Below are 22,193 nucleotides of genomic sequence, written 5' to 3'. Positions count from 1 at the left end.
GGCCGGCGGATCGGCGTCGGGCTGATGTACGGGCTGTGGCGCCCGCGCGTGCTGGGCGCCTGGAAGGTGCCCGCCGCCGGCCCGGTGATCCTCGCGGTCAACCACGCGCACAACGTCGACGGCCCGATGGTCATGGGCGTGGCACCCCGGCCGGTGCACTTCCTGATCAAGAAGGAGGCGTTCGTCGGCCCGCTGGGCCCCTTCCTGACCGGCATCGGCCAGCTTCAGGTGGACCGGCACTCCGCCGACCGTTCGGCGATCACACGGGCGCTCGGCGTCCTGAAGCAGGGCGGCGTCCTCGGGATCTTCCCCGAGGGCACCCGGGGCGAGGGCGACTTCGCCTCCCTGCGGGCCGGGCTCGCCTACTTCGCGGTCCGCAGCGGCGCCCCGATCGTCCCGGTGGCCGTGCTGGGAAGTTCCGAGCGGCGCGGACGGTTGATAAAGGGGCTGCCCCCGCTGCGCCACCGGGTCGACGTCGTCTTCGGTGACCCGTTCGAAGCGGGCGACGAGGGCGGGCGGCGTACGCGCCGGGCCCTGGACGAGGCGACCGAGCGCATCCAGAAGCAGCTCACCGACCACCTGGAAAACGCCCGGCGGCTGACCGGGCGCCAGGGCCTGTCCGCCGGACGGGCCCTGGGCGACACTTGAGTAGTGGATCACCGCGAACCGGTGGTGCTCCACCGATCACCACGATGAACGACGAGGTACGGACTTCATGAACGACGACATCCAGCCCGACGGCTCGGCCGAGCACGAGTACGAGCACGGGGCGCTCGGCGAGGCCGAGTACGCGAAGTTCATGGAGCTCGCCGCGGAAGAGGGCTTCGACATCGAGGACGTCGAGGGCGCCATCGAGGCCGCCGGACACGGCCCGCTGCCCGTCCTCGCCGTCGTCGGCCGCCCCAATGTCGGCAAGTCGACTCTGGTGAACCGCATCATCGGCCGCCGTGAGGCGGTCGTCGAGGACAAGCCGGGCGTCACCCGCGACCGCGTCACCTACGATGCCGAGTGGGCGGGACGCCGCTTCAAGGTCGTCGACACCGGCGGCTGGGAGCAGGACGTCCTCGGCATCGACGCCTCCGTGGCCGCGCAGGCCGAGTACGCCATCGAGGCCGCCGACGCGGTGGTGTTCGTCGTGGACGCCAAGGTCGGCGCCACCGACACCGACGAGGCCGTCGTACGGCTCCTGCGCAAGGCGGGCAAGCCGGTGGTGCTGTGCGCCAACAAGGTCGACGGCCCGAGCGGCGAGGCGGACGCCACGTACCTGTGGTCGCTCGGCCTCGGTGAGCCGCACCCGGTCTCGGCCCTGCACGGCCGCGGCACCGGCGACATGCTGGACCGCGTCCTGGAGGCGCTCCCCGAGGCGCCGCGCGAGACGTTCGGCGGGAGCGGCGTCGGCGGCCCCCGCCGGGTGGCCCTCATCGGCCGCCCGAACGTCGGCAAGTCCTCGCTGCTGAACAAGGTGGCGGGCGAGGAGCGCGTCGTTGTCAACGAGCTGGCCGGAACCACCCGCGACCCGGTCGACGAGCTGATCGAACTGGGCGGCAAGACCTGGAAGTTCGTCGACACCGCAGGCATCCGCAAGCGTGTCCACCTCCAGCAGGGTGCCGACTACTACGCCTCGCTGCGCACCGCGGCCGCCGTCGAGAAGGCCGAGGTCGCCGTCATCCTGATCGACGCCTCCGAGTCCGTCTCGGTGCAGGACCAGCGGATCATCACCATGGCCGTGGAGGCGGGCCGCGCGCTCGTCATCGCCTACAACAAGTGGGACACCCTCGACGAGGAGCGCCGCTACTACCTGGAGCGGGAGATCGAGACCGAGCTCGCGCAGATCGCGTGGGCCCCGCGCGTCAACGTCTCGGCGCAGACCGGACGGCACGTGGAGAAGCTGGTCCCGGCGATCGAGACGGCGCTGGCCGGCTGGGAGACCCGGGTGCCGACCGGCCGCCTCAACGCCTTCCTCGGCGAGCTGGTCGCCGCCCACCCGCACCCGATCCGGGGCGGCAAGCAGCCGCGCATCCTGTTCGGCACCCAGGCCGGCACCAAGCCGCCGCGGTTCGTGCTGTTCGCCTCCGGGTTCATCGAGGCCGGCTACCGGCGGTTCATCGAGCGACGGCTGCGTGAGGAGTTCGGCTTCGACGGCACGCCGATCCACATCTCGGTGCGGGTGCGCGAGAAGCGCGGCGCGAAGAAGAAGTAGCGGCGACGACGAAGGGGCGGCCCTGAACGGGGGCCGCCCCTTCGCCGTCGGCGGATCAGATTCCGCGCCGCGGAGCCGGTGGCAGGGCCGCGGGAACGTGGTGCATCCCGGTTTCCTGCCGCCCGATCGTTCCGACCCGCTGCCACTGCGTCTGCTGCCGCACCGTGCCATGGCGGGTGCTGTAGGCCCCCAGGCTGTAGGCGCCGTACACGGTGGAGCCCGTATCGTGCGGCAGGTTCCCGAACGCTACAAAACCCAGATCCTCCTCGCCGCTGCGGTCGCCCGGCAGGGTCCGGTAGGACTTGACGTACTCGGCGTAGAGCGCGTCGTAGATCGGCGTGGCCGATGGGCCGCCGTGATGATCCTGGGGCGTCCGCGCGGAGGGGATGGGCGGGTAGGTCTGGCGGCGGGGAACGTCATATGCGTGCACGTATCTCCAAACGACCCCGAACCGGAAGGGATGCGGCTCAGGTCCCGGCGAGCGGCAGCGTCGCCGCGACCAGCCTTCCGCCCGCCGCGGCCTTGTCCAGCGCGTCCCGCAGCAGGTCCTCCCGCGGCTGCCGCCCGATGGACCCGACCGGCGCGGCAAACATGATCACCTGCTGGTGCTTGTTGGCGGCCGCCCGCCAGCCGTCGGTGACCTGGAGCGGCTGGTGCGCCTGCCACCAGGCCACCGGCTGGCCGCCGTTGGCCTGGGGCTGGAGGACGGCGTGCAGCTGGCCCACGGCGAGCAGCACCGACCAGCCGTGCAGTACCGGCGGCACGGCGGCGAGTTCGGTCACCGGGGCGTAGCCCTGCTCGATGAGCAGCGGCAGGAACTCGTCGGCGCCGCCCAGCGAGCCCGGACGCACGATGGGCGCGGTCGGCTCGACGACCAGGGCGGGGTGCAACTCCCCGGCGATCAGGACGAGTCCGCTGGTGATCCCGAGCACGGCCTGCTCCGGCATCGCCTTCTGGGGCACGGCCTGCTCGGGCGCGCTCCACTGGGGCGGGGTCTGCTCCGGCACCCTGCCGGAGGGGCCCGTGTTTCCGTTGATGGAGCGGACCGCGCCCCGCAGTTGCTCCTCGGTGACCTGGACGACCTGCGAGGGCAGGCAGGTGGCGTGGGCGAAGGCAAGGACGGCGGTCTCGTCCCCGACGAACAGGACGGTGCTGGTGCGCTCCTGTTCGGAGTTGCCGGGGGTGCGGCAGGACGTGCAGTCGTAACTGCCCGGGGCGTTCTGTCCGGCGAGCAGCCGGTCGGCTTCTTCGTCGCCGATCTCGGCGCGTACGGCGTCGCTGACGTCGAGCATGCGCGGCACGGGTGGCTCCCTCGGGATGCTGTGCGTGGCGGAGCCGGGTGGCTCCCGGCCCATGAACCGGGAGGGACCCGGCTCATGAAGAAGACAACGGGTGATCTGTGGCGGGAGTCACGCCCTCCGGCGAACGGAATCGAACCATCCCGTGCGGAGGGTGACGGCAGGTACGGAATCCGGCACTCACGGTCAACTCACCGCAAGTGCAAAGGCGTTGGGTCGGTGAAGTGAGTCACAGATCGAGGGTGCCGGTGGTCGAAAAATCAGGAAATCAGTGAATGAAGTGGGTGTCGGAAAAAAGTCTGTACCGCCGGTAACGGTGAACTGGCCTGCCGGAACGGGCGGTTGGTTGATCCGGGCTCCGTCCGCTCCTTACATTCCTCAGCCGTGTGCAACGAGCACCACTCGGGTACGTCCGCCGACCGCACCGGGCCGAGCACGGCTCGGTACGACCTCGTGCGGCGGACGGGGCGAGCGGGCCGGCCGCGTCCATGCGCGGCGGGCACGCCCGCCTTGGGGGACCCCGAGTGCTTCGAGAGGGATCCACATGTCCGAATGTGCCGACAAGAGCCACGACACCACGCGCGACAACGCCCGCAGGGCACGGACGACGGCGGCTCTCGCCGGGGCGGCCCTGCTCGCCCCGCTCGGGCTGCTGGCCGCCACCGGCAACGCCCACGCGGCGGACGCCGGCGTGTGGGACCGCATCGCCCGGTGCGAGAGCGGCGGCAACTGGCACATCAACACCGGCAACGGCTACTACGGCGGGCTCCAGTTCGCCGCCGGCACCTGGCGCGCCTACGGCGGCACGGCCTACGCGCCCACCGCCGACCGGGCCTCCAGGGCCCAGCAGATCGCCGTCGCCACCAGGGTCCAGCAGACCCAGGGCTGGGGCGCGTGGCCGGTCTGTTCGGCCCGGGCCGGGGCGTACGGCAGCGCACCCGCGGCCGGATCCGGGGCGGGGACGACGACCGAATCGGCGCACAGCACACCCAAGTCGGCGGACAAGCCGGTCCAGGAGGGCGGCCGGCAGAAGACACGGGACGCGGTCCCGCCGCGGCGGCCGTCGACGGCGCCGGCGCGCGAGGCGGGCCACCCGAACCGCGGCGCCTCCCGCGGCGCGTACACCGTGCGCGCGGGCGACACGCTGAGCGGCATCGCCGCCCGGCACGGGACCACCTGGCAGTGGCTCCACTCCGTCAACAGGTCCGTCATCGGAGGCGATCCCGATCTGATCGTGCCCGGTCAGCGCCTCGAACTCTGAGCCGCTCCGGCTCCCGCCACGGGCCCAGGGCCCGTCCGGTCCACCGACCGGGCGGGGCCTTCCGCCGTCCGGCGGGGCGCTCGCTCCGGCAGCGGAACGGGTGGAATTCCCCTGCCGTGTCAGCTTCCGGGAACGGCCGCGGATTCGGAATGCGAGGGCGTCCCGGTGCGGTTCGCGGAACGCTTCTCGCGGCGCATTCGGCCGGGCTTATCCGGGCGCTGTCCCGGCCGGTGGGAATTGCGTTCGCGGGACTGCGGAAGAGGGGCGGAACCGCCCGTACGTGTGACGGAGTGAGACCGTTCCGGAGGCTGGGGCTTGTGACACAAGTGTGACAGGAGAGGATCGAGTGACCCGCGTGCCGGGGTGGGCTTTCCCCGGCGCGAGCGGGCACCTAGCGTGGCGGTATGGCACCGATTCCCACTCCGCCGGCGGAACCCCAGGACAACCCCGACGCATATGTCGGCCTCGAGGCCGGACAGGCCGAACGGCTCGCGCGTGAACGGGGCTGGAGCACGGTGCGGTCACTGCCGCCGGGCGCGATCATCACCATGGAGTACCGGTTCGGACGGCTGAACTTCGAGGTCCGGGACGGCCGCGTGGCACGGGCCTGGAAGGGCTGAACCGCCGCCGGCGCTCCCGGATCCCGCGGCGGTCCGTCGTCAACTGCCCGTCAGGGGGCGGGCCGCCGAGGCCGTGCCGCGGGGGACGCGGTCGGGGTGCGGCGGCCTGCGGCTGCCGGCCGGGGTGACCGTCGTGCGCTCGGAGCGGCCCGTGTGCCGGCCCGGGGCGAGGTGGGCCGGTGGCCGGGGCGTGCGTCCGGCGCCGACCGTCTCGTGGGCCACCGGGGTCTCGTCCGAGGCGGGGGCGCGTGGGGTGAACACGACGGGCGCGCCGACGGGTGCGGCGGGCGCGGGCACGGGTGCCGGGCGGCCGGGACGGGCACGCCAGCGGTCGCGCAGGTCGAACAGGGCGACCTCGGTCCTGGCGATCAGCGGCTCGAACCACGGCAGCGCCAGCAGGATCAGCAGCCCCGCGGCCCAGCCGAGGAGCACGTCGCTCAGCCAGTGCGTCCCCAGGTAGACCGTGGTCAGGCCGACGCCGAGCGCTGTCACCGCGGACAGTGCCGACAGCCAGCGGCGCGCTCTCGGGGTGGAGGCCAGATAGGCCAGGATGCCCCAGGTCACCACGGCGTTGGCGGTGTGGCCGCTGGGGAATATATCGCCGCCCAGGCCCATCTCGTTCGAGCCGATGACGGTCGCGTAGTGGGGTCCCAGACGTCCCATGCCGATCTTCGCGGCGCCGACCGTGGCGTTGAGCAGCAGCAGCGAGGCGGCGAGGGTCAGCAGCGGGCGCAGCGTGTGCTGCCGCCAGGAGCGCCAGCCCAGCCATGCGCAGACCATCACGGCGGTGGGGCCCCGCTGGCCGAGCACCACGTAGTAGTCGAGGAACGCGTGGATCTGCGGCCACTGCTGGTACGGCCGGAAGAACATGACCTGCCAGTCGAGCCGGACCAGCCACGAGGTGGTGACCACGGCCCAGACGATGGCCAGGTAGAAGGCGAGCGTCGCCGAGAAGAGCACGAACCGGTGGCGGCTCATTCGCGGCATGTCGATGTGCGCCGGCCGTTGCGGCTCACGGTCCAGCCTGGCGAACACCCGGTCCAGGCGGGTGAGGGTTCGTTCGGTACGCACCCAATCGACGTTACAGCGAGTGAGGTGTGTTCCCTGACGAAGCACGTGATTTGTGATGACCACGTGATGTGGGATTGCTCTCAACGGGGCTTTATATCCACGGAATCCGCAATCACGAACGAACCCGTCCCGCATTTCCTTTGATCATTCCGGTGGGACGCTTATGCGGCGCTTATGAATGCGTTGACCGAACGTCCGGATGAAATGCCGTGCGCCCTCGGCCGGTCGGAGCCGTCCGGTCACGGGGGACCGGAGCCGTTCAGCCAGAACGCCCCGTAGACCGCCGAGGCCACCGCGACGCCGCCCACGATCAGCGCCGACCGGGCCACGCGCGTCCGGGCGAGCGCCGACGCGAGCGGCAGCAGCAGCGGGAAGGCGGGCAGCAACAGGCGCGGCTTGGAACCGAAGTAGCTCGACGCGCACAGGGCGAGTGCGGTCACGACACCCGAGTACACCAGCAGCGCGAGCGGCTGCCGCTGCCGTACGCCGGTGACGTACAGCCAGATGACCCCGGCGACCCCGAGGATCAGCCCGGCCCCGGCGAGGGCCGAGGGGAAGGTCGTGAACTTGTCGGCGACGAAGCGGGCGAAGGCGTACCCGCCGTCGAAGCCGTTGCGCCAGCCGGCCTGGACGTGGAGGTAGCCGAAAAGGCCCTTGCCGGTGCGGTGGCCGACCCACAGGACGTATCCGGCGGCGCCGAGCGGGGCGAGCGCCATGCCGAGCAGGCGGCGGGCGGTGGCGTGCCCGGTGGCGGCCGGGGCGCGGTGCGCGTCTGGCGCGCCGTCCGCCGCCGTGGCGCTCCGGTCTTCCACGAACGAGGCGAGCGCCGCCGCCCACACCGCCGCGACCACCGCGAGACCCACCGGCCGCGTCAGTCCCGCCAGCAGGGCCAGGGTGCCCGCCGTCACCCAGCGGCCGGTGAGCACGGCGTACAGCGCCCAGGCGGCGAGGGCCGTGAACAGCGACTCGCTGTAGGCCATGGACTGCACGATCCCGACCGGCAGCACCGCCCACAGCAGCACGGCCGCGACGCCGGTCCCGCGGCCGTACACGTGATCGGCGACCGCGAAGATCCCCCAGGCCGCGGCGAGGGAGGCCGCCAGGCTGACCGCGAAGCCCGCGTCGGCGTACGACAGCGGGCTCACCGCGGCGAGCAGCCGCTCCAGCCAGGGCAGCAGCGGGAAGAAGGCCAGGTTCGAGTGCACGTCCCCGTTCGGCAGGCGTACCTCGTAGCCGTAGCCGAGCCCGGCCACCCCGGCGTACCAGAGCGAGTCCCAGCGGGCGGTCAGCAGCGTGTACGCGCTCTTGCCGCGCTCGGCACTCCACAGCGCCAGGGCGACCAGACCCAGAGCACGCACGGCGGCGTACCCGAGGAGGGCCGGGGCGGCCCTGCGCAGGGCCCCGGCGCGGACCACTGCCACGCGCGTCGCAAGATCGCTCACGGACTCGATTATCGGTGCTGCCGGTAACCGGAGCGGCCACCGGGGCACGCCCACGGGGCGCTCACCGGGAACTTACGGGGCATTCACGGGGAAGCGGAGTGGCGCACGCCACACGGGTTGAGCGCCTGCTCTGAGAGGTGAGCCACGCGCCATCCGGGCGAATGAGCGTAGTCTGACGTGTCACTCGCACGTCGTCGCGCAGGTCGGGGGCCCACTCCGCTCCGGCCGAGCCACGGGGAGTCCCCACCCCGCGGGCCGCCGAACGCGAGGGCTCATCTGGGAGGTACGTACATGTCCGGGACGACCGCGGCCGCCGACCGGCTGCGCCGTCGGGCGGCGGGTGCCGGTGCCAACCGCTGGGTCGTCCTGGTCGTCCTCTGCGCCAGCCTGCTGCTGGTGGCGGTGGACGCGACCGTGCTGCACGTGGCGGTGCCCGCGGTCACCGAGGATCTCAAGCCCGGCGCCATGCAACTGCTCTGGATCGTCGACACCTATCCCCTTGTCTGCGCCTCGCTGCTGATCCTGTTCGGCACGCTGGGCGACCGGGTCGGCCGCAGACGGATCCTGCTGCTGGGCTATGCACTCTTCGGCATCGCCTCCGGTGTGGCGGCCTTCGCCCCCAACCCCCAGATGCTGATCTTCGCGCGGGCGCTGCTCGGCGTCGGCGGCGCCATGATCATGCCGGCCACGCTGTCACTTCTGCGGCAGGTGTTCCCGGACCGGCGCGAGCGGGCGCTGGCGATCGGGATCTGGAGCGCGGTCGCCGCGGTGGGCGCGGCGGTCGGGCCGCTGCTCGGCGGCTTCCTGCTCGAGCACTTCTGGTGGGGGTCGGTCTTCCTCGTCAACATCCCGCTGATGCTGGTCAGCCTGCCCGTGGGCCGGCTGCTGCTGCCCGAGTCGACCGGCGGCCGCAACGGGCCCTGGGACGTGGTCGGCGCGTTGCTGGCGGCGGCCGGACTGTTCGGTGTGGTGCTGGGCGTGAAGCGGCTCGGCGGCGGGGAGACGGCGCTGAGCGCGCTCACCGTGGGGCCGCTGGTGGTCGGCGCGGCGCTACTGGTGACGTTCGTACGGCGGCAGCGGCGGCGGACGCAGCCGCTGGTGGACCTCAGGATGTTCGCGCGCCCGGCGTTCAGCACGTCGGTGGGCTGCATCGTGCTGGCCATGCTGGCGCTGGTCGGGCTCGAACTGATCGCGGCGCAGTACCTGCAACTGGTGCTCGGGCTCTCGCCGCTCGCCACGGGGCTGCGGCTGCTGCCGCTGACGTTCGCCGCGATGGCGGCCGGACTCGCCGGGGCGCGGCTGCTGCGGCGGCTCGGGCCGCGGCGGATGGTGTCCTTCGGGTTCTGTGTGACCGCCGCCGCGGTGGTGGTGCTCACGGCGATGGGCGGCCGGGACAACCCGGGACTGCTCCTCGCCGGCTTCGCGCTGCTCGGCTTCGGCCTGGAGATGACGCTGTTCGGGGCGTACGAGTCGATGCTGAGCGAGGCGCCGCCGGCGCAGGCGGGCGGAGCGGCGGCGATCGGGGAGACGTCCTACCAGTTGGGCGCGGGGATGGGCATCGCCCTGCTGGGCACGGTGATGAACGCGGCGTACGCGCCCGGGCTCGCCGATGTGCCGGGGGTGCCGGCGAAGGACTCCGGAGCCGCGGCGCACTCGCTGGGGGAGGCGTACGAGGTCGCCGAACAGCTCGGCGGGCCGGTCGGTGCCGCCCTGCGGCGGGCGGCCCGGGACGCCTTCGTGCACGGGCTGCATGTGACGCTGCTGGTGAGCGCGGGGCTGTTGCTGCTGGGGGCGGTGATGGCGCTGCGGCTGCCGCGGGTGATGCACTGTGAGGAGCCGGCGGTCGAACTGCCCGCGCAGCGGGAGGCCGAGAGGTCCCGCGTCTCGGCATGAGCGCCCTCCCTTTCCGGCGGTCGGCGCCGCGGCGGGGGAGGAGCACGCTGGACGTGCGCGGCTCCGCGTCGTAACGTCGGGCCGGAGTCGCACAACTAGCGGTGCTAGGTTTCAGTTGCCGGAGGGTGTCCCCATGTCCTCGCAGTCGTCCCCGTTGTCCTCGTCGTCCCCGGTGCCCTCGTTCGACCCCGCAGACCCGCTCGGGATCGACGACCTGCTGGACCCGGAGGACCTGGCCGTCCGCGACACCATGCGGCAGTGGGCCGCCGACCGTGTCCTGCCCCGGGTCGCCGAGTGGTACGAGAAGGGCGAGCTGCCCGTCATCCGGGAACTGTCCCGCGAGCTCGGCAGCATCGGCGCCCTCGGCATGTCCCTGACCGGATACGGCTGCGCGGGCGCCACCGCCGTCCAGTACGGGCTCGCCTGCCTCGAGCTCGAGGCCGCCGACTCCGGCATCCGGTCCCTGGTCTCGGTGCAGGGCTCGCTCGCCATGTACGCCATCCACCGGTTCGGAAACGAGGAGCAGAAGCAGAGGTGGCTGCCTCCCATGGCCGCCGGCGAGGTGATCGGCTGCTTCGGGCTCACCGAGCCCGACCACGGCTCCGACCCCGGCTCCATGCGCACCCACGCCAAGCGTGACGGCACCGACTGGATCCTCAACGGCCGCAAGATGTGGATCACCAACGGCTCCGTGGCCGGCGTCGCCGTCGTCTGGGCGCAGACCGAGGACGGCATCCGCGGCTTCCTCGTGCCGGCCGGCACCCCCGGGTTCTCCGCCCCGGAGATCAAGCACAAGTGGTCCCTGCGGGCGAGCGTCACCAGCGAGCTGGTCCTGGACGACGTACGGCTGCCCGCCGACGCCGTACTGCCGGAGGCCACCGGGCTGCGCGGACCGCTCGGCTGTCTCTCGCACGCCCGCTACGGCATCGTCTGGGGTGCCATGGGCGCGGCCCGCTCCAGCTTCGAGGCCGCCCTCGACTACGCCAAGTCGCGCGAGCAGTTCGGCAGGCCCATCGGAGGCTTCCAGCTCACCCAGGCCAAGCTCGCCGACATGGCGGTCGAACTGCACAAGGGGATTCTGCTCGCCCACCATCTGGGGCGGCGCATGGACGCCGGCCGCCTGCGTCCCGAGCAGGTCAGCTTCGGCAAGCTCAACAACGTACGAGAGGCGATCGAGATCTGCCGTACCGCGCGGACGATTCTCGGGGCGAACGGGATCTCCCTGGAGTACCCCGTGATGCGGCACGCGACCAACCTCGAGTCGGTGCTCACCTACGAGGGCACCGTCGAGATGCACCAGCTCGTGCTGGGCAAGGCGCTCACCGGGTTCGACGCCTTCCGGTGAGCCCCGAACGGGGCAGGGCCGGTGTACGGCCCTGCCTCAGCTCTGGTTGAAGAACCCGTCCGCGCGGTGCACCGCCGGGTCCCCGTTGACGATCTCGGTGTCGGCGGGGGACAGCAGGAACACCCGGGTGGACACGCGGTCGATGGAGCCGCGCAGCCCGAAGACGAGCCCGGCCGCGAAGTCGACCACGCGCTTGGCGTCGGAGGCTTCCATGGCCGTCAGGTTCATGATGACGGGCACGCCCTCCCGGAACAGCTCGCCGATGGCGCGGGCGTCCCGGAAGCTGTCCGGTGTCACCGTGCCGATCCGGCGGCCCTTGTCCTCTGCCGTGTCCGCAGCCACCTTCACCCGGGGGTCGGTGACCCAGGCGTCCCCGGACTCGGTCCCTTCCGTGTAGTCGTCGTCGTAGTAGCGCTCGTCATCGTTGTCGTCGACGAGGCCGAGCCACGCACTCGCCTTGCGTACCGATCCCATGGACGCCTCCTCTCACAGCGGTCTTTTCTGCATTCCGCATCCCTATGGTCATCCATGATGCTGACAACGCGCCAAGTGAACAGGCGGCGCACGGGGGGTTTGTGACGGTACTGGTGCACGACCAATACGTCGAGAGCCCGTATGCCCCAAGGATTTTGACCCACACAACTGCTGACTGAGAGTGAAATATTATTGTTCTCGGCATATGGGTGACGGTCGGGGCGTACGGGTGAACGAAGGGGTCGGTACGATGCCGCGACTCAACGTCCTGCACACCAAGGGGGATGGTCGTGTTCGGAATCGTCAGGCCCTGCCGTCACCGGCTCGGGGAAGGACTCGGCGCCGAGTGGATGGCCCACTTGTGCGGGCTGTGTCTGGCCCTGCGCGGTGACCACGGGCAGTTCGCGCGGATCGTGACGAACTACGACGGGCTGCTCGTCTCGGTCCTGACGGAGGCTCAGGCGGAGAGGGCCGGGCGGGCCGGCGGCCTGCGGCGTACCGCCGGGCCGTGCCCGCTGCGCGGAATGCGCACCGCGTCCGTCGCCCTCGGCGAGGGGCCGCGACTGGCGGCGGCCGTCTCACTGGTGCTGGCCTCGGCCAAGGTGCGCGACCACGTCGCCGACGGCGACGGACTGCTGGCGCGCCGGCCGGTGGCGCTCGCCGCGCGCCGGGTCGCCGACAACTGGAGCCGGGCGGGCGCCCGTACGGGGGCCGGTGTCGGATTCGACACCGCGGTGCTCCTGGACGCGGTGGACCGTCAGTCGGGCCTTGAGGCGCTCGCCGGTCCCGGGACGCCGCTCCTGGCCGTCACCGAGCCCACCGAGACCGCGACCGCCGCGGCCTTCGCGCACACCGCGCTCCTCGCCGGGCGGCCGGGCAACGCCGCCCCGCTCGCCGAGGCCGGGCGCCTGTTCGGACGGCTGGCGCACCTCCTGGACGCCGTGGAGGACCGTGAGTCCGACGCCGCCACCGGCGCCTGGAATCCGCTCACCGCCACCGGGACGCCGCTCGGCGAGGCGCGCCGGCTCGCGGACGACGCGGTGCACGGCATCCGGCTCGCCCTGAGCGAGGTGGAGTTCGGCGACGGACGGCTCGCCCATCGGCTGCTCGTGCACGAGCTCCGGCGCTCCGTCGACCGCGCCTTCGGCACCGAGTCCTGCGGGCACGCGCCCGAGGGGGCCTTCGGCCCGCCGCAGGGACCGTACGCCCCGCAGGCTCCGTACGACCCGAACCATCCGAATCACCCGTACGCCGGGGGCGGTGAGCCGCCGCGGCCCGGCGGGCGCGGGTTCTGGGCCGCGTGCGCGGTGGCCGTCGGGCTGTGCTGCACCTGCAAGGTGTGCTGCGCCGACGAGTTCGAGGGTCCGTGGTCGGGCAAGAAGCGCTCGGGCTGCTGCAACAACTGCGACTGCTCGTGCTGCGAAGGGTGCGACTGCTGCTGTGACGGCTGCGACTGCTGTGACGGCTGCTCGTGCTGCGACTGCTGACCACCGCCGGCCGTACACCCCGTCCACCAGCTGCCCCGTCCACGAGCCCCGGGCCCGGACGATGGGCGGCGGCGGGGTTTGGCCGCCGGGCCGCGTATGGAAGGGCTCATCTCATGATGGACCTGTCCGACCCGTGGAAGCAGGGTCGCGCGCGCCGTTCCGAGACGGCGCCGGCGCCCCGCGACCCCCTCACTCGGATCCGCGCGTCCGGGCCCGGGGGCTATCCGGAGCATCGAGTTCCGGACATCCCCCGAGCCCGGACGGCCGAGGGCGAAGCGGTCGCGGTCACCGCTGCCGGGGCGGACGAACCGGCCTTCGGCGGACGGCCCTTCGGCGGCCGGGTGCGGCTCGCCGCCGGCGCCGGACCGGAGCGGGCCTCCCGGGCCGACCTGCGCGAGCGTCCGGCCGGACGGCGCCGTGAGGGCATATGGGGTGCGGGGGCCACGACGGCGTGACAGCGGCGAGGGGACACGGGCCCGACCCGGGGTCGCCTTCCCGCTGTTGACCGCATGTCAATTCCGCCTGATCGCACATAGTTCACTCGAATCGCACATGGTCGCGCGGCCGAAAGGCGCCCTTGCGCCGACCGGTCGTTCGGCCGAATACTCCCCCACAGCGCTTGTCAGGGGCACGGCGTGTTCGGAATCCGAACATCCGTCCGCTGACTGCGCCTCACGGGCCCCGACCCCACGCGGGCCCCCGACTTCCTTTGTGGAGGAACGAAAAGTGAGGATCAAGCGCACCACTCCCCGCAGCGGCGTGACGAGACGGACCCGGCTGATCGCCGTCGCCTCCGGCTTCGTGGCCGCAGCCGCGTTCGCGGTCCCCAGTGCGAACGCGTCCGACACTCCCACCACCTTCAGTGCGTCCCAGCTCACCACCGCGAGCGACTCCGTGCTCAAGGCCGACATCCCGGGCACCGCCTGGACCGTCGACAGCAAGACCAACCGGGTCGTCGTCACCGTCGACAGCACGGTCTCCCAGGCCGACATCGCCCGGATCAAGCAGCAGGCGGGGGGCAACTCCGGCGCCCTGACCATCAAGCACACCGCCGGCAAGTTCAACAAGCTGATCTCCGGCGGCGACGCCATCTATGCGAGTAGCTGGCGCTGCTCGCTGGGCTTCAACGTCAAGGACAACAGCGGCAACTCCTACTTCCTGACCGCCGGTCACTGCACCGACGGCGCGGGCACCTGGTGGTCGAACTCCTCCCACACCACCACGCTCGGCACCACCGCCGGCTCCTCCTTCCCCGGTCACGACTACGGCATCGTGCGCTACACCAACACCTCGGTCGCCAAGCCGAGCGCCGTGGGCAGCGTGACCATCACCAGCGCGGCCACGCCGTCCGTGGGTACCACCGTCTACCGGCGCGGCTCGACGACCGGCATTCACAGCGGCAGGGTCACGGCGCTCAACGCGACGGTCAACTACGGCAACGGCGAGATCGTCAACGGTCTCATCCAGACCACCGTCTGCGCCGAGCCCGGTGACTCCGGCGGCTCGCTGTACTCCAACAGCGGCATCGCCTACGGCCTGACCTCCGGCGGCAGTGGCAACTGCACCTCCGGCGGTACGACCTTCTTCCAGCCGGTCACCGCCGCGCTGAGCGCCTACGGGGTCCACATCGGCTGACGTCCCTCTGTGCCGGGCCGCGGAGTGCGCGGCCCGGCGCCCCCCGCGCTCCACAGCGAAGAGCCCCCGTACGCAACCGGCGTGCGGGGGCTCGCCCTTGGGCGCGGCGCGGGTTACGGTCGAAGGACCGTGAGCCTGCGCGCCCGTGCCGGATTGGGGGGACCGTGATGGTCGAGGAACTGGTGACGGCGGGGGTGGCGCTCGCGTCCGCCGGAGCGGTGGGCCTGATGGCGGCGGCGCGGGTCGTCAAGCAGTACGAGCGGGGCGTGGTGTTCCGCCTCGGCAGGCTGCGCCCACAGGTGCGCGGACCCGGGCTCACGCTGATCGTCCCGTTCGTGGACCGGCTCCAGAAGGTCAGCATGCAGATCGTGACGATGCCCGTGCCGGCGCAGGAGGGCATCACCCGGGACAACGTGACGGTGCGTGTGGACGCCGTCGTCTACTTCAAGGTGACCTCGCCGGCCGAGGCGCTGGTCCAGGTGGAGGACTACCGCTTCGCGGTCTCGCAGATGGCGCAGACCTCGCTGAGGTCCATCATCGGCAAGAGTGAACTGGACAATCTGCTGTCCGACCGCGAGAAGCTCAACCAGGGGCTGGAGCTGATGATCGACAGCCCGGCCGTGGAGTGGGGCGTCACGATCGACCGGGTGGAGATCAAGGACGTGTCGCTGCCCGAGACGATGAAGCGGTCCATGGCCCGGCAGGCGGAGGCCGACCGTGAGCGCCGGGCGCGGGTCATCAACGCGGATGCGGAGCTCCAGGCGTCGAAGAAGCTGGCCGAGGCGGCCCAGCAGATGGCGGACACGCCCGCCGCGCTGCAACTGCGGCTCCTCCAGACCGTGACGGCGGTCGCCGCCGAGAAGAACTCCACCCTGGTCCTGCCCTTCCCGGTCGAGCTGCTGCGGTTCCTGGAGAAGGCGCAGCAGCAACTTCCCGCGGCGGCTCCGGCGCCCGCGCCCCGGGTGGAACCCGCACCCGAGAGGCCGAATTCGAGCCAGGGCTAGACCTCGCGGAATGCGGACCGGTCATCCGCACGTGGTGTTTGCGCTGTGAATGTTGCGTGAACGCCCCAGCGGTGATCTCGGGGGACAGGCCGATACGCAGGGGACATACGCCCGTTGACGTACACGCGTCCAGAACACGACCTTGTGTGCGCGCTGGGGGCATCGGAATAGTGGGCGCCGTTCAACCGCCTTCCGGCTCGTCGGGTCCCCACTACCTCACGGGCCGGTCCCCCACAGGAGGACGTCAGTTGAAGCATCGACGCATACCCGGACGCCGTGCGGCCGTGGCGGGTGCGGGCATCGCCGCCCTGCTCGTCGCGGGAGTCACCTTCCAGAGTGCGAACGCCAGTGAACCTGCGAAGGCCCCCGAGGTCCGGACCCTTTCGTCCGCGGCGGCCGGAAAGCTCGCCTCGACGCTCGTGCGGGACCTCGGCGCCGACGCCGCGGGCACGTACTACGACGCCACGACGAAGAGCCTCGTGGTGAACGTGCTCGACGCGAGTACCGCCGAGACCGTCGAGCGGGCGGGTGCCAAGGCCAGAGTCGTACGGAACTCCCTCGCCGAACTGACCGGTGCCCGCACCACGCTGGAGAAGGACGCGACCATCCCCGGCACCTCGTGGGCGACGGACCCCGTGACCAACAAGGTCGTCGTCACCGCCGACAGCACGGTCTCCGGTGCCGAGTGGACCACGCTGAGCGAGGTCGTCGACGGGCTCGGCGCCAAGGCCGAACTCAGGCGTTCGAAGGGGAAGTTCAAGCCCTTCGTCGCGGGCGGTGACGCGATCACCGGCTCCGGCGGCCGCTGCTCGCTCGGCTTCAACGTGGTCAAGGGCGGCCAGCCGTACTTCCTCACCGCCGGCCACTGCACGGAGGCGATCTCCACCTGGTCGGACGCCGGTGGCACGGTGATCGGCCAGAACGAACGGTCCAGCTTCCCGGGCGACGACTTCGGTCTGGTCAGGTACACCGCGAGCGTGGACCACCCGAGCGCGGTGAACCTCTACAACGGCTCGACGCAGGCGATCACCAGGGCGGGCGAGGCGACCGTCGGCGAGAAGGTGACCCGCAGCGGCTCGACGACCCAGGTGCACAGCGGCACGGTCACCGGTCTGAACGCCACCGTGAACTACGCCGAGGGCACGGTCAGCGGTCTGATCCAGACCGATGTGTGTGCCGAGCCCGGTGACAGCGGTGGCTCTCTGTTCGACGGCGAGACCGCGATCGGCCTCACCTCCGGTGGCAGCGGCGACTGCACCTCGGGCGGTGTGACCTTCTTCCAGCCGGTCACCGAGGCCCTCTCGGCGACCGGCGCCCAGATCGGCTGATCCTGGCCCCGGCCTCCACACAGCCGGCGAAGGCCCCGCCCTCACGAAGGCGGGGCTTTCGCATGGCCGTCACGTCCCTCGCGCTCCGGGCGCCGGGCGTTTGCGCAGGTGAGACACGCTCGAACGGATGTCGCACAGACGTTCGGAAATTGGTTTATGGTGGGGGTGAGAGAGATGGGAACTGATGTTCGAGGGCGGTCATGGCTCACGAGTGCGGGAGGTGCGGATGCCGGACTTCACGCATCTGCACACCGCCTCCGGGTTCTCCCTGCGCTACGGCGCCTCGCACCCGGAGCGGCTGGCCGAGCGCGCCGCGGAACGCGGCATGGACGCGCTCGCGCTCACCGACCGCGACACCCTGGCCGGCTCGGTCCGCTTCGCCAAGGCCTGCGCCGCGGCGGGCGTCCGCCCCCTGTTCGGTGTGGAACTGGCGGTCGAGACCGCGGAGCCCGTACGGCGGGAGCGGCGTCGCACCCCCGTACGCGGAGGCGCCTTCGTCGACGAGTCGGCCCCCCGGGCCACCTACCTCGCCCGCGCCGGTGCCCGCGGCTGGGCCGATCTGTGCCGCCTGGTCACCGCCGCCCACTCCGGGCTCACGGCTGCGCGCGAACAGGGCGGACCCCCGTCTCCGGGCACCCCGCTGCTGCCCTGGCCCGGCAACCACGCCGACGGCCTGACCGTCCTGCTCGGGCCCGACTCCGACGTCGGCCGCGCCCTCGCCGCCGGCCGCCCCGACCGGGCCGCGAGACTCCTCGTGCCCTGGCGTGAGACCTACGGCGACGCCCTGCGCCTGGAGGCCGTCTGGCACGGCCGCACGGGCACCGGACCCGGCTCGCTGCGCCTGGCCGCCCGCACCGTCGGCTTCGCCGCCGAGCAGCGGATCCGGCCCGTGCTCAGCAACGCCGTCCGGTACGCCGACCCGGGCCAGGGCCCGGTCGCCGACGTGCTGGACGCCGCTCGCCGGCTCGTCCCCATCGACCCGGCCAAGGAGCTGGACTCCGGCGAGGCCTGGCTGAAGGAACCGGACGCCATGCTGCGCGCTGCCGAGCGGATCGTGGAGGCCGCCGGCTTCCGCACCGAGGCCGCCCACCGCCTGCTGGAGCAGACCCGGGCGACGGCCGCCGAGTGCCTGGTCGACCCCGAGGACGACCTCGGCCTGGGCACCGTCCACTTCCCCGAGCCGCACCTCGTCGGCGCCGGCCGCCGCACCGCCCAGCGCGTACTCGCCTCCTGGGCGGCGGCGGGCATGGTGCTGCGCGGCTACGCCGGCCGCCGGGACTACTGGGAGCGGATGCACCGGGAGCTGGACATCATCGCCCACCACGGCTTCGCCACCTACTTCCTCACCGTCGCCCAAGTCGTCGACGACGTGCGGAAGATGGGCATCCGGGTCGCCGCCCGCGGCTCCGGCGCCGGCTCCCTCGTCAACCACCTCCTCGGCATCGCCCACGCCGACCCGGTCGAGCACGGGCTGCTGATGGAGCGCTTCCTGTCCAAGCGGCGCACGGCCCTGCCCGACATCGACATCGATGTGGAGTCCGCGCGCCGGCTGGAGGTCTACCGCGAGATCATCGGCCGGTTCGGCACCGAACGGGTCGCGACCGTCGCCATGCCGGAGACGTACCGCGTACGGCACGCCATCCGCGATGTCGGGGCCGCCCTGTCCATGGATCCCGCCGACATCGACCGCATCGCCAAGTCCTTCCCGCACATCCGTGCCCGCGACGCCCGCGCGGCGCTCGACGAGCTGCCCGAGCTCAGGGAGCTGGCGGGGGAACGGGACAGGTACGGCAGGCTGTGGGAGCTGGTCGAGGCCCTGGACGCCCTTCCCCGCGGGGTCGCCATGCACCCCTGCGGTGTCCTGCTCTCCGACGCCTCCCTGCCGTCCCGCACACCGGTCGTGCCCACCAGCGGCGAGGGCTTCCCCATGTCCCAGTTCGACAAGGACGACGTGGAGGACCTCGGGCTGCTCAAGCTGGACGTGCTGGGGGTGCGGATGCAGTCGGCGATGGCGCACGCGGTCGCGGAGGTGGAGCGGACCACGGGGGAGCGGATCGACCTGGACTCCCTGCCGGACGGCGACCCGGCGACGTACCGGCTCATCCGCTCCGCCGAGACCCTCGGCTGCTTCCAGATCGAGTCCCCGGGCCAGCGCGACCTGGTCGGACGTCTCCAGCCGGCCGGCTTCCACGACCTGGTCGTCGACATCTCCCTGTTCCGGCCCGGTCCGGTCGCCGCCGACATGGTGCGGCCGTTCATCGAGGCCCGGCACGGGCGGGCGCCGGTGCGCTATCCGCACCCCGACCTCCGGGAACCGCTGGAGGAGACGTACGGGGTCGTCGTCTTCCACGAGCAGATCATCCACATCCTGCACCTCATGACCGGCTGCGGACGCGACGAGGCCGACCGGGTGCGGCGCGGGCTGTCCGACCTGGAGTCGCAGGGGCGGATCAAGGTGTGGTTCGCGCAGCACGCGGCGGCGAAGGGGTACGACGCGGAAACGATTCACCACACCTGGGAGATCGTCGAGGCGTTCGGCTCCTACGGCTTCTGCAAGGCGCACGCGGTCGCCTTCGCCGTGCCGACGTACCAGTCGGCGTGGCTGAAGGCCCATCACCCGGCCGCCTTCTACGCCGGGCTGCTCACGCACGACCCCGGGATGTACCCGAAGCGGCTGCTGCTGGCGGACGCGCGGCGGCGCGGGGTGCCGATCCTGCCGCTGGACGTGAACAGGTCGGGAGTCGCCCACCGTATCGAACTGGTGTCTGAACAGAAGCCCGGTTCTTCCGGTATGTGGGGACTCCGGCTGGCCCTCTCCGATGTGCACGGCATCAGCGAGGCCGAGGCGGCGCGGATCGCGGACGGACAGCCCTACGCCTCGCTGCTCGACTTCTGGGAACGGGCCCGGCCCAGCCGCCCGGTCGCCGCCCGGCTCGCCCAGGTGGGCGCGCTGGACGCGTTCGGCGCCAACCGCCGCGACCTGCAACTGCACCTGACCGAGCTGCACCGCGGCGCCCGCGGCGCGGGCGGCGGCCAACTGCCGCTGGCCGGCGGGAGGAGGACGGCCGCGGCCGGGCTCCCCGACCTGTCCGACGCCGAACGGCTCAGCGCCGAACTGGGCGTGCTCTCCATGGACGTCTCGCGGAACCTGATGGACGACCACCGGAAGTTCCTCGACGAGCTGGGCGTGGTCCCGGCGCGCCGGCTGCGCGAGGCCCGGCACGGTGAGACGGTACTGGTCGCGGGCGCCAAGGCGGCCACCCAGACCCCGCCGGTCCGGTCCGGCAAAAGGGTCATCTTCACCACGCTGGACGACGGCACCGGCCTGGTCGACCTCGCCTTCTTCGACGACTCCCACGACGCCTGCGCGCGCACCGTCTTCCACTCCTGGCTGCTGCTGGTGCGCGGCGTGGTGCAGCGGCGCGGCCCGCGCAGCCTCAGCGTGGTGGGCGCCGCGGCCTGGAACCTGGCCGAACTCGTCGAACTGCGTGCCGAGGGCGGACTCGACGAAGTGGCGGCGCGCCTGGCCGGACCGGCACCGGAGGAGCCCGGTGACGGCGTCCCCGCGCGCGGCCGGACGATCCGCATGTCCACGGGGTACGAGATGCACCCCTGGGCCGATCTGCGTCCCGCGGGCGAAGGCCCGCCGGGTGGAAGGAAGTTGTGGCACCAGAGTCCAGGGAGTGCGGGATGACGGTTCTCTGCGTACGTTTCCAGCTGCCGCCGATGTACGAGGCCGCCCTGCCGGGGCTGCTCGGGCTCCTCGGGGAGTTCACCCCGGTCGTCGAGGCGCTGCCGCCGGACGGGGCGCTGGCCGATCTGCGGGGCGCCGAACGGTACTTCGGGCGCGACGCGGTCGAGCTGGCGTCGGTGATCCGGGTCCGCGCCCTCGCGCTGCACGGCGTGGACTGCGTGATCGGCGCCGGGCCGGGCCCGATGCTGGCCCGCATGGCCCTGCGCGACGCCCGGCCCGGACTCACGTGCGCGGTGCCCGGCGAACCGGACGCCGTGGCGGGGTTCCTGGCCGAGCGGCCCGTCACCGCGCTGCCCGGCGTCGGCGCGGTGACGGCCCGCACCCTGGACGAGTACGGCCTCGACACCCTGGGCCGGGTCGCCGCCGCGCCCCTGTCGACCCTCCAGCGCCTGGTCGGCGCCAAGTCCGGCCGCGAACTCCATGAGAAGGCGAACGGCGTCGACCGGAGCCGGGTCGTACCGAACGCCGTCTCCCTCCCCCAAGCTCTCGGCCGCGTTCGAGGAGGGGGGAACCCCGTGCTCGCGGCGGAACGCCCCTTCGACCGGGACGAACTGGACCCCGACCGGCACCGCAGGGCGCTGTTGTCGGCCGCCGGGGAACTGGGCTCCCGGCTGCGCGCCCTGGGCAAGGTCTGCCGCACCCTGACCCTCACCGTGCGCTACGCCGACCGGACCCCGGTCGGTACCACCCGCAGCCGCACGCTGGCCGAACCGACCGCGCACTCGGCCGCGTTGACCGGAGTCGCGTACGCCCTGTACGAGACCCTGGGACTCCAGCGCGCCCGGGTCCGCGCGCTCGTTCTGCGCGCCGAGGGCCTCGGGCCCGCCGAACAGGCCTTCCACCAGCTCGCCTTCGACCCCGTCGACGAGAAGGTCCGCCGTATCGAGGAGGTCGCGGACCGCGCGCGAGCCCGGTTCGGCCCGCGGGCGGTGATGCCGGGCACGCTGGCCGCGTGACTCCCCTCGGATCGGGGTCAGTTGGCCCACGGCGGAGTGAGCACCGTGCCGTTCGCCATGTGGGCCTGAAGGCCGATGGACGTGGTGACCCAGGAGACCGCGGTGCGGTCCGCCGGGTTCTCCACGGTGAGCGTCGCACCGGCGTTGATGATCACCGTGTCGCCCGCGGCGACGCGCTCGGTGCGGCCGTCGAGCGTGATCAGGAGTTCGCCGTCGAGCAGGTGGAGGATCTCCTCGTGGGTGACGGTGTGGGCCGGGGCCCTGGTGCCGGCGGGGATCTCGCCGCGCCAGGCGCACAGCTGCCTGGACCCGGTCCGCGGGGTGGCGTACGAGACGAAGCGGGCGCCGTGGATCTCGTGGGTCACGGCGTCGGACGGGCGGACGACGGGCATGGGTGTCTCCTCGGAAGTGATGGTCAAGTTGCT

At 72.3% G+C, this 22,193-nt stretch carries 19 protein-coding genes; 13 read left to right on the top strand and 6 right to left on the bottom strand.

Features of this window, described 5'->3' with window-relative positions:
- Window positions 1–24: 24 nt before the first annotated feature.
- Together ACIQMV_RS01910 and der are read left to right on the top strand one after the other, a co-directional pair.
- Complete coding sequence (locus ACIQMV_RS01910) at window positions 25–648, top strand: lysophospholipid acyltransferase family protein (protein ID WP_402590966.1); 624 nt, start codon at window positions 25–27, stop codon at window positions 646–648.
- Window positions 649–715: 67 nt separating this feature from the next.
- Window positions 716–2,200 carry a ribosome biogenesis GTPase Der gene (gene der / locus ACIQMV_RS01905; RefSeq protein ID WP_402590382.1) on the top strand — a complete coding sequence of 495 codons (1,485 nt, stop codon included), beginning with the start codon at window positions 716–718 and terminating at the stop codon, window positions 2,198–2,200.
- Window positions 2,201–2,255: 55 nt separating this feature from the next.
- Here der and ACIQMV_RS01900 read toward each other — a convergent pair whose 3' ends face one another.
- Both ACIQMV_RS01900 and ACIQMV_RS01895 read right to left on the bottom strand, forming a co-directional pair.
- Complete coding sequence (locus ACIQMV_RS01900) at window positions 2,256–2,630, bottom strand: hypothetical protein (RefSeq protein WP_402590380.1); 375 nt, start codon at window positions 2,628–2,630, stop codon at window positions 2,256–2,258.
- A 37-nt stretch (window positions 2,631–2,667) separates the two neighbouring features.
- Window positions 2,668–3,501, bottom strand: coding sequence for a hypothetical protein (locus ACIQMV_RS01895; RefSeq protein ID WP_402590378.1), 834 nt, complete (start codon window positions 3,499–3,501; stop codon window positions 2,668–2,670).
- 541 nt (window positions 3,502–4,042) lie between these two features.
- On the opposite strand from ACIQMV_RS01895, the gene ACIQMV_RS01890 reads away from it, so the two are divergent.
- Window positions 4,043–4,759, top strand: coding sequence for a transglycosylase family protein (locus ACIQMV_RS01890; RefSeq protein WP_402590376.1), 717 nt, complete (start codon window positions 4,043–4,045; stop codon window positions 4,757–4,759).
- Window positions 4,760–5,163: 404 nt separating this feature from the next.
- On the top strand, window positions 5,164–5,379 hold the full coding sequence (locus tag ACIQMV_RS01885) for an I78 family peptidase inhibitor (protein WP_141362342.1): 216 nt from the start codon (window positions 5,164–5,166) through the stop codon (window positions 5,377–5,379).
- Window positions 5,380–5,418: 39 nt separating this feature from the next.
- Here the strand turns inward: ACIQMV_RS01885 and ACIQMV_RS01880 are convergent, their stop codons facing one another.
- Both ACIQMV_RS01880 and ACIQMV_RS01875 read right to left on the bottom strand, forming a co-directional pair.
- Window positions 5,419–6,450, bottom strand: a complete 1,032-nt coding sequence (locus tag ACIQMV_RS01880; RefSeq protein WP_402590373.1) for a phosphatase PAP2 family protein — start codon at window positions 6,448–6,450, stop codon at window positions 5,419–5,421.
- A 239-nt stretch (window positions 6,451–6,689) separates the two neighbouring features.
- Window positions 6,690–7,892, bottom strand: a complete 1,203-nt coding sequence (locus ACIQMV_RS01875) for a hypothetical protein (RefSeq protein WP_402590371.1) — start codon at window positions 7,890–7,892, stop codon at window positions 6,690–6,692.
- Window positions 7,893–8,183: 291 nt separating this feature from the next.
- Here ACIQMV_RS01875 and ACIQMV_RS01870 point away from each other — a divergent pair, with 291 nt between their 5' ends.
- Window positions 8,184–9,785, top strand: a complete 1,602-nt coding sequence (locus ACIQMV_RS01870) for an MFS transporter (protein WP_402590369.1) — start codon at window positions 8,184–8,186, stop codon at window positions 9,783–9,785.
- A gap of 133 nt (window positions 9,786–9,918) precedes the next feature.
- Entirely contained in the window at window positions 9,919–11,130 is a 1,212-nt protein-coding gene (locus ACIQMV_RS01865; protein WP_402590367.1) for an acyl-CoA dehydrogenase family protein, read from the top strand.
- A gap of 36 nt (window positions 11,131–11,166) precedes the next feature.
- On the opposite strand, the gene ACIQMV_RS01860 is transcribed toward ACIQMV_RS01865, so the two are convergent.
- On the bottom strand, window positions 11,167–11,604 hold the full coding sequence (locus ACIQMV_RS01860; RefSeq protein WP_141362352.1) for a cell division protein SepF: 438 nt from the start codon (window positions 11,602–11,604) through the stop codon (window positions 11,167–11,169).
- 290 nt (window positions 11,605–11,894) lie between these two features.
- Between ACIQMV_RS01860 and ACIQMV_RS01855 the strand changes: the two genes are divergently transcribed.
- The 7 genes from ACIQMV_RS01855 to ACIQMV_RS01825 all read left to right on the top strand — a co-directional run bounded on the left by ACIQMV_RS01855 (window position 11,895) and on the right by ACIQMV_RS01825 (window position 21,768).
- Window positions 11,895–13,091 (top strand): DUF5685 family protein, encoded by a 1,197-nt coding sequence (locus ACIQMV_RS01855; RefSeq protein WP_402590365.1) that lies wholly within the window; start codon window positions 11,895–11,897, stop codon window positions 13,089–13,091.
- A 113-nt stretch (window positions 13,092–13,204) separates the two neighbouring features.
- On the top strand, window positions 13,205–13,546 hold the full coding sequence (locus ACIQMV_RS01850) for a hypothetical protein (RefSeq protein WP_402590363.1): 342 nt from the start codon (window positions 13,205–13,207) through the stop codon (window positions 13,544–13,546).
- Window positions 13,547–13,817: 271 nt separating this feature from the next.
- A complete protein-coding gene (locus ACIQMV_RS01845; protein ID WP_141362358.1) occupies window positions 13,818–14,726 on the top strand; it encodes a S1 family peptidase in 909 nt (302 codons plus the stop codon).
- Window positions 14,727–14,893: 167 nt separating this feature from the next.
- Window positions 14,894–15,730, top strand: a complete 837-nt coding sequence (locus ACIQMV_RS01840) for a slipin family protein (protein WP_402590360.1) — start codon at window positions 14,894–14,896, stop codon at window positions 15,728–15,730.
- A gap of 248 nt (window positions 15,731–15,978) precedes the next feature.
- Entirely contained in the window at window positions 15,979–17,058 is a 1,080-nt protein-coding gene (locus ACIQMV_RS01835; protein ID WP_402590358.1) for a S1 family peptidase, read from the top strand.
- Between the two features lie 226 nt (window positions 17,059–17,284).
- Window positions 17,285–20,752 carry a DNA polymerase III subunit alpha gene (locus ACIQMV_RS01830; RefSeq protein WP_402590356.1) on the top strand — a complete coding sequence of 1,156 codons (3,468 nt, stop codon included), beginning with the start codon at window positions 17,285–17,287 and terminating at the stop codon, window positions 20,750–20,752.
- Complete coding sequence (locus tag ACIQMV_RS01825) at window positions 20,749–21,768, top strand: DNA polymerase thumb domain-containing protein (RefSeq protein WP_402590354.1); 1,020 nt, start codon at window positions 20,749–20,751, stop codon at window positions 21,766–21,768. The genes ACIQMV_RS01830 and ACIQMV_RS01825 overlap by 4 nt, the downstream gene beginning before the upstream one ends.
- A gap of 17 nt (window positions 21,769–21,785) precedes the next feature.
- Here the strand turns inward: ACIQMV_RS01825 and ACIQMV_RS01820 are convergent, their stop codons facing one another.
- Complete coding sequence (locus ACIQMV_RS01820; RefSeq protein WP_402590352.1) at window positions 21,786–22,160, bottom strand: cupin domain-containing protein; 375 nt, start codon at window positions 22,158–22,160, stop codon at window positions 21,786–21,788.
- Window positions 22,161–22,193: the final 33 nt, after the last annotated feature.

Source organism: Streptomyces sp. NPDC091412, assembly GCF_044756885.1.
Classification (GTDB): Bacteria; Actinomycetota; Actinomycetes; order Streptomycetales; family Streptomycetaceae; genus Streptomyces.
Note: the sequence above shows the minus strand (reverse complement) of the source record. Positions and strands in the feature narration are given on the sequence as shown.